The organism is Halococcus thailandensis JCM 13552 (genome assembly GCF_000336715.1).
Taxonomy (GTDB): Archaea; Halobacteriota; Halobacteria; order Halobacteriales; family Halococcaceae; genus Halococcus; species Halococcus thailandensis.
This window is the reverse complement of the sequence record NZ_AOMF01000185.1, coordinates 1-6268: the sequence shown is the minus strand read 5'-3', so window position 1 is coordinate 6268 and position 6268 is coordinate 1. Positions and strand designations below refer to the sequence as shown.

5 protein-coding genes are annotated in these 6268 nt (G+C 50.2%); all 5 read left to right on the top strand.

Going from position 1 to position 6268, the window contains the following annotated elements:
• Nucleotides 1–105: 105 nt before the first annotated feature.
• Genes C451_RS22225 through C451_RS22220 form a run of 5 tightly spaced genes read left to right on the top strand, consistent with a single transcriptional unit; the run spans nt 106 to nt 5972 of the window.
• Nucleotides 106–456, top strand: a complete 351-nt coding sequence (locus C451_RS22225) for a hypothetical protein (RefSeq protein ID WP_152420517.1) — start codon at nt 106–108, stop codon at nt 454–456.
• Between the two features lie 42 nt (nt 457–498).
• Nucleotides 499–1545: an SdpI family protein gene (locus tag C451_RS19485; RefSeq protein WP_007743392.1), complete on the top strand. Its 1047-nt coding sequence runs from the start codon at nt 499–501 to the stop codon at nt 1543–1545.
• Nucleotides 1545–2126 carry a hypothetical protein gene (locus C451_RS19480; RefSeq protein ID WP_049913264.1) on the top strand — a complete coding sequence of 194 codons (582 nt, stop codon included), beginning with the start codon at nt 1545–1547 and terminating at the stop codon, nt 2124–2126. Before C451_RS19485 ends, C451_RS19480 begins: the two co-directional genes overlap by 1 nt.
• The gene (locus tag C451_RS19475; RefSeq protein ID WP_080503574.1) at nt 2123–3907 is read left to right on the top strand and encodes a type IV secretory system conjugative DNA transfer family protein; all 1785 of its coding nucleotides are present in this window, start codon (nt 2123–2125) and stop codon (nt 3905–3907) included. Before C451_RS19480 ends, C451_RS19475 begins: the two co-directional genes overlap by 4 nt.
• A complete protein-coding gene (locus tag C451_RS22220; RefSeq protein WP_152420516.1) occupies nt 3885–5972 on the top strand; it encodes a MarR family transcriptional regulator in 2088 nt (695 codons plus the stop codon). Before C451_RS19475 ends, C451_RS22220 begins: the two co-directional genes overlap by 23 nt.
• Nucleotides 5973–6268 lie beyond the last annotated feature (296 nt).

The window sequence follows — 6268 nt, the reverse complement described above, 5'->3', positions numbered from 1 at the left end:
AGACGTCACGGGTGGATCCTTACGCTATACAGAAGTTTCCGCTAGATAAAATCTACGTCATGTGAACTCAGAATTCGCAGAATCTGATTTCCTTGCCGATGTTTCTTGGACAGGCTCTATTATCGGGAGAAAAAAGGCGAGCAAATCTATGTGTCGCAATCGGCTGATGAACTTCCGAGTCACATGGACATTGGTATTCTCAAAAATGATGGATTTGATCAAAAACAAGAAGGAGTTAGGTCAGATATAGCAACAAGCGAATTTTCCAGAATGGAAGACAATTTCGAAGAACAAGATGATGTTTTCGTGGCACGAGATCAAGAATCGGGGCAGCTATATGATTTATCCGAGATTGATACCAACCAACAGCCAACTGGGCGCGATTATGAACGGGAAGAACGTGCAAAGGGGAGCGCTCGCGATGTCAAGAACGCACGCGAGAGGAGCAATGACTGACCGAATCATGATTCGGTTTAATTCGCAGGTGGCAGCAGATACATGAGTCGTAGAAACGACCCTTCACGCCCGGTTCTCGATCAGTTTGGGGAGGATGAAACAATCCCATTCACGAACCGCACACTGGGTGATCTCTGGTTACTAGCGGGTGCCTTCTTCGGCACTATTTTCATTGTTGCCATCCTTCCCGAGAGCTACCAATTGATCGGATGGATCCTCGGTGTGATCGCGCTGATCACCGCCATTGTCCTGATCAAAATCGCGCCGTCGCACCGTCGGCCACACAATTGGATCACAGCCGCAATAAAATTCAAATTCAGCGATAAAACTATGACACCTCACAACCCCGACTCACGCGATCACGAGCCAGAATCGCTTACGAATGTCGATCATTTTGATCCGATCAATGATTTCGTTGAACGTACCGATGGTGGGCTTGTTGGATTGATGAAGGTCCATGCTGGCAACATGGCGCTCGCAAGCGAAGGACAGCTTGAAGACATTGCCGACGAGTTCGCAGTATTGATCAATCAATTGGAATTTGACATTCAGATTTATAGTTCAGGTCGACGTATTGACCCTGATACACTCGTGAAACCATATCGTGCGCGTGCCCAAGGAAGCGATATTCGAGATAACGACCAACTACGCAACCTTGTTAGGACGTATCAAGAGAAACTTCCACAGGTATTTCGCGAGCGCGGTACGAGCGTACGTGAATACTACATCGTTGTCGCAGTAACACCGATGGAAATTCGGCTTCGAGATCGATCCTCCACAAGCCAGATCGCTGATTGGCCCTTCATTGGACATCTCTTCAAATCTTTTGCGATAATCCGCGATGAGATGCCTGAGCATGAAATCAAAGAACAGCAACGACGTGAACTCAACAAACGATTGAAGAGAGTTAGGGGAGGTATCCAACAGCTCTCCGATTGTACCGCTGAGCCAGTTGATGCAAGCGAATATAGCGGCCTGCTTGAGGAATTCTGGACGGGTGAGCGGGTCGATTATGGTGATTCAACTCCGCGTCTCCACAACCTACCAGCCGTTATTCGAGATACTGAGAATGAAGAGGTATCCTCATAATGTTTGAAAAGATCAAAGAAAACCTTCGTGACGTGCTCGGGATCGAGGATGAACACCCCGCTGAGCTTGACGGATCCGATCCAGCGGTCCATGCCCGGCTTATCTCACCAACCCATCTCACACTCGCTTCCAAGAAGATTCGAACCGGAGAGATGTGGGCGCAAACCATCTTCGTCGAAGGATTTCCGGAAGAGACCGATGAGCGGATGCTGGACTCGATCTATTCGACCACAGGGGCGAACGTGGATGTCAGCATTTACGTGAATAATCATGATACGAACAGTTCTATCGATGGTCTCGAAAATGCGATTGACGATGTGAAAGCTGCAATCGTCCAGAAAGAGGATAAGGGCGAATCGAGCGCGCGACGGAGCAAACGTCGGCTTAACAGACACGAATATATCTACGATCAGCTTATCTCTGGGAAAGATGAAATGGTCAGTATTGGACTGTATATTACAGTCCGTGCAGAAAGTAAAGATCGAGTGGGTGATGCTACTGATGATATCATTGACACGCTTCGGAAGCGGCGGCTCACGGTAAAAAAAAACCCGCCTACGAACAACAAGACGGTCTCGTGACCACGAGTCCACTTGCACGCGACATTCTTCGCTATCGCAAGCGGATGACTGGCGGTGCTGCTGGAGCACTGTTCCCTTTCCGATCGAAATCGGTCATCGAACCGGACGGTGTGCTCTGGGGATTTCACGCAATGAATGATAGCCCGCTTGTGGTCGACCGGTATGCACGAAGTGGATACAATCTATTGGTGGCGGGTGATATCGGTGCCGGGAAATCGTTCGATTCGAAGCTGAATCTCCTGCGCCGGCTGTCAAAGGATCGGGACACAGTGTTGATCGTGATTGACCCAATGGGAGAGTTCCACAGCTTGACCGATACGTTCAACGGCAAGCGGATTCCAATCAATGGGTCTAAATCGCTGAATCCGATGGAGATCAAAGAGACTCCCGAACATATCATCCAGAAGATCAACGACCGCGACCATAACCCATTCCGGCAAGCGCGCATCGCAGCAATGGACTTTTTCGATATGTATTTCGCAATGAAGGGTAACGAGGAAAGTGGTCTCGACGCAACCAGACGCGCTGTTCTCGAGCTCGCTGTCGAGATCGCCTATGCGCTCAGGGGGATCACCGCTGATCCACGGACACACAGCAACGAGAGCCCAACTGTGACTGATGTCTTGGATATCCTGAGTGCAATGGGGCTCTATCCACTCCCGTTCGTCATTGCGGCTGAGACCGGGATTGAGTTCGAGGGTGATGAGCTTGAACAGCTCGGCATCCCAGATATTGTCGAATTTGTTCAAGCAACAAGTATCACAGAGCAGATCGGGAACGGAACCAACGAAACCTTCGGAGACGCCGACTCTCCCGTTAGTGCCGATGGCGGAAGCGATTCGATCAAAATGATTGATGGTATCGGGCCAACATACAGCGACCGACTGTCAGAAGAAGACATTTCGACAGTAACCGATCTCGCAACAGCGACTCCAGAAGCTATTGCCGATGTTACGGGAGCTTCTCAATCGGTAGCAGCAGACTGGATACGAGAGGCTGACGAATCTGCTGGGACCGCTACTGCAGATGGTGGTACGCTTGATTTCGAAGCCGCTGATATTGACAGTGGAACAAGCCAAGCAAAACCTGAGATGCCGAACATCAACGCTGAGCAATTCGGCATCACTGACGAAGACATCAATCAGTACAAGCAACATGCGAGTGCGTTGCGGATGGCGATGCAGTCGTTCCGACCGGGTCGCACGTACGATCATCTAGCAAAAGAAACGGACGTCGATATCACTGAGTCGGATGAAAAAGTCATCTACCTTGACCTTGAAGAATCCGAGACAGACGAAGAAACCAGCCTGATGATGAAACTCATGTTCCGGATGATCCATCAGCGTGCGAAGCAATCGTCCAAGAATGTGATCTTCGCGGTTGACGAAGCCCACATGCTGATCGAGGACTCTGAAAGTCTCGAATGGCTTGAGCGCGCGACGCGCCACAGCCGGCACCACAATCTATCGATTCAGCTCATGACCCAATCTCTCGAAGATATGCTGGGCCATGAGGATGCGAAAGTAATCGCCGACAACACCCAGATTCAGGTCCTCCATCGGATCGACAAAGGGATCACTGACCAGCAGCAGAAGTATCTTGAATTGAACGACTCTGAGAAGAATTTCGTCGAAACAGCGACGATGGGGGAATCAGAACTAGGATATTCCACAGCCTTGCTTTGCGTCGAAAACGTTGGAAAGTTCCCGATGCGGGTCGAAGCTCTAGAAGAAGAAATTCCTCTCATCGATCCCGACGATGACGAGGAGGAAGCCGTATAGACAAGACGGTATTTTTCTCATGTTTAGATCACGCAAACGAGGTGAGAACGGAAACATTGATCCTGATGATATCGAGGGGAATCGGCTTGAAATCATCAGTTCTCGGGATAATCATATATGCCAGATATGTGGTCGCATTGCACACCGGAAAGATAATGTGCAACTGTGGGATCTTCTCGCCAGTGGAAGAGAAAAAACACTCAACAATATGGTGCCGGCGTGTGACAAATGTTTCTTTACTAAGGAAATGGAGGGGGTACGACAAGAGCTACGAGAAATATCGAAATGGAATCATATCGAACGAGGATTTTCAGTAGCATATACAATGTTTGTACTTCGTGATCTCAAACAGAAGACGCGGATCTTTGCTCATACAGGACGTTTCATCTTCCTGCGTCGATGTCTTGTTTTTCTTGTTGGATGTTTGTTAACGATCTTCTCGCTCGGTCTCCTTGCGGGAATTGTCGGCGGATTATTCATTTCACCTCAGACTGGAATTAGTTGGTTACTCGGTACATTTGATCTTGCGTATGGCACGGGCCAAGTAATCACTGAGACACAGTGGCTGATCGTCTTGGGTGTAGGAATTGGATATATCGCCCACACGATCGAACGTGAATGGTATCATTTCACTGTTCGGATCCCCCACGCGAAATTCTACGGTGAAGAGGTAGATGAATTTTCTTTGGAATATGGATTGTCTCGGCCTACTTGGCAGTATCTCGGTCTATGCAGCGTTGTGGCATTGGTTGGCGGTTTTGACTGGATTCTTATTTCGATGGGTGTTCTCGACAATCTGTTCGGGGCGGGGGTTTTCTGGATTTTCGGAACAGTTGGCAGTGCGTACCTCGTTCGTCCTGCTCTCCGCCAAGATATAACCGAATACGGACTTCGATTACGGGCTGGTCCTTGGATCGCTGTCCTTCAATATGGAGCTTTCCTCGGAGGAGTTGGGCTTCTCACGTCCTCTGGGATGAGTGGATTGGTTGCCGATATGCCTGCTGACCTCCAACTGCTACTCGGGTTCGGAGGGACACTCCTTCCACCGGTCGGAGACTATGTTGCTGTTCTTCTTTCAGGTGCGACTGGACTCGCATACGTTGGACGCCGATATCTTGAACTCCACTCCCGGCAGGTATCGCAAGTCATGCATGGACTCTGGCGACCACGAGCAGTCCTCGAAACCGCCTACAACGAGAGCGGGTCTGGGATACTGTCGGCTGTCAAAGCGATACCATCTATTCTCAATCAGCCGTGGGGTTCACATTCTAATCCCTATCTCGGTCATGAAATTGAGTCGATTGAGGAAGGAGAGGATGAACAGGAGACAGATATTGGCCTCGATGACGTGCGCACGGTTTTCGACAATCACGACGGGGTACTGTCGACATCTGAAGTGGCCGAGATACTCGGAGTTTCACGTCACGCAGCAGCTGATCGGTTGGAGGAATTGAAAGAGCGTGGTGAGCTCTCCATACCAGATGATGACAGAGATGGACAGGATCAAAACCACGATGTAGGGCCTCAGTCAGAGTCCCACGGCCATACCGGAATCACAGATAGTGGGCGTTCCAGCACTCGCTCTAACCAGCCTCACGATCGGGTCTGGCCGTCAGAAGGAACTTCAGCAGGTGATGGACAATCTCCCCAAACCGATAATGGGACGGGTGAGCCCCGTGACTGCGGAAGAGATAGCGATACGGTAGACGGTTCAGATACAGATGGGACACGTTCGCAGTACGCTCAGAACAAGGAACTCGCCTTTGATCGCGATGACCGAATCTGTCAGCTCTGCGGTGCCGTTGGCTATCCAAAGACCCATCTCGGTCTCGTTGCGGTCCCCGCGAGTGACGGCAGCAGTGCTGGCGATGCCAGCAATGAGGACGAATACGGAGTTGAGAACCTCGTCACCATCTGTAATACGTGTGCTCAAAACCACGACCCCGAAGAGCTTCAGCGGCAAGCTACACAGCTGAAAGAATGGACCAACGTCGACGATTTCACTGGGGGTGCAGCAGACACCGACGACAACTATATTATTGATGGCGAGGACAGTGAATCATAACGGTACGATGTTAGACAACGCATTATCCAGCAGTAGAATTGGCGTCAAGCGACATGAGTTCCTGCAATTTGACGAGCGTGGGAGTCGCGCTGGAACGCGAGATACATAGAGTCATGAACCGCGAATATATTCGCATCACCCCGAGCTCCGAGTCGTACTCACCACGTAATGTTCCGGATCTGCTGGCCACACTTCACAAGCTCTGGTCGGATGATTCCGAGTCTTCTGTCAAAGACTTCTTCGGGGCATTCGTCCCATTCCACAGTACTGACCCTGTCTCTTATACACATCTCTGA